This is a genomic window from Teredinibacter waterburyi (assembly GCF_001922985.1).
Lineage (GTDB): Bacteria > Pseudomonadota > Gammaproteobacteria > Pseudomonadales > Cellvibrionaceae > Teredinibacter > Teredinibacter waterburyi.
This window is the reverse complement of the sequence record NZ_MRUH01000098.1, coordinates 1-1,218: the sequence shown is the minus strand read 5'-3', so window position 1 is coordinate 1,218 and position 1,218 is coordinate 1. Positions and strand designations below refer to the sequence as shown.

Here is a 1,218-nt window from a genome sequence, read left to right as displayed (position 1 = left end):
ACAGGAAACAACACCAATGAATTACAAGCCCTACTCTACTAGCCGTTAAGACGCATAACGCCTAAAGCAGCGGCGAGCGTAGCGAGTCCAGGCCCGCAGGGCCGGTGCTGGCTTTATTTGTTATGAGTTTTCTGTAATTTGGCAATATATTCACTAGCTCTTTTCCCTGCAATATCTAACAATTCTGGTTTAACGCCTTTATTGGCACAATGATCCATGCCCTCAGGCCGATAATATTTTTCACCATTCAAATTATTGTGTGGTTTAGTGTATGGTACTAACCACTTCGGCTCATCAAAATCATCGAACCACCACTCGATATTCCACACCTCTGGCTTCTGTGTGATTCGTTGGAGTTTAAGATGAGGCTTTTGGCATACGATTTTGTATAGCTCATAGCCAAAAACAATACCTTCAAAATCACGCCCCTTAAATAATATTTCTCCGTCAGCCCATTCACCATCATCGGTTTGGTAAGCAACATTTGTTTCTGGAGCGCCAAATATATAAATGGAAAGTGAGTAGAGACATACGATTCCGAAAACCGCTAAACCCAAAATCCATTTAATTACTCTCTTCATAACTTACTCATAACGCCGCGTTAAACGGCAGACAAAGTTGTGATGCTTTTGTGCGATAATTTGCGAAGCAAATGCACAAAAGCAGCGCAGCTTTGGCTGTCCAGTGTAGGGCCGAAGGCCCGAAACGCGTTTGAACGCTTTGTTAAGCATTTATTTGCCGCTCCATCATAGATGACCCTTGTATTTCCGAAGCTACAAAACCGAATGACTTGTACCACACTTTTAACTTCCATTCTGGAATGGAATTATCATCAGGCAATTGTGGCACGACATCTAGAAATAGAGATATCTTAAGGCTATCTGCGATTTCACAGATAGTTTTTAGAATTTCACTACCTATCCCACAATTCGATTCGTAAATATATAAATATGTTATATGCACCCAAGCGGAAATAAAGCCTCTATTCCATTCTAAACTCAGGCAACCTACTGCGCAGCTATTTAATTTTATAATATGTGGATTTATCTCGCCTTCAGATGATTTATGAACATGTCGCAAGTCCTTTTCCGACATCAAAAAATGCTTTTTAATTTCATCGATAAATCGTTGTTCATTCATGATGCTTAACGCCGCGTTAACCTGATGCCGCATGCTACGCTCCGTTTTGCGGTGGCTTCGCCACTTTACCGCAAAACT

General features: G+C 41.2%; 2 protein-coding genes. Both read right to left on the bottom strand.

Annotated features, from left to right (window positions below; all coding sequences use genetic code 11):
• Positions 1 to 113: 113 nt before the first annotated feature.
• The gene (locus IDZ20_RS06955) at positions 114 to 581 is read right to left on the bottom strand and encodes a hypothetical protein (RefSeq protein ID WP_188150705.1); all 468 of its coding nucleotides are present in this window, start codon (positions 579 to 581) and stop codon (positions 114 to 116) included.
• Positions 582 to 723: 142 nt separating this feature from the next.
• A partial coding sequence (locus tag IDZ20_RS06950) for a hypothetical protein (protein ID WP_223144922.1) occupies positions 724 to 1,218 on the bottom strand: 495 nt, incomplete at its 5' end.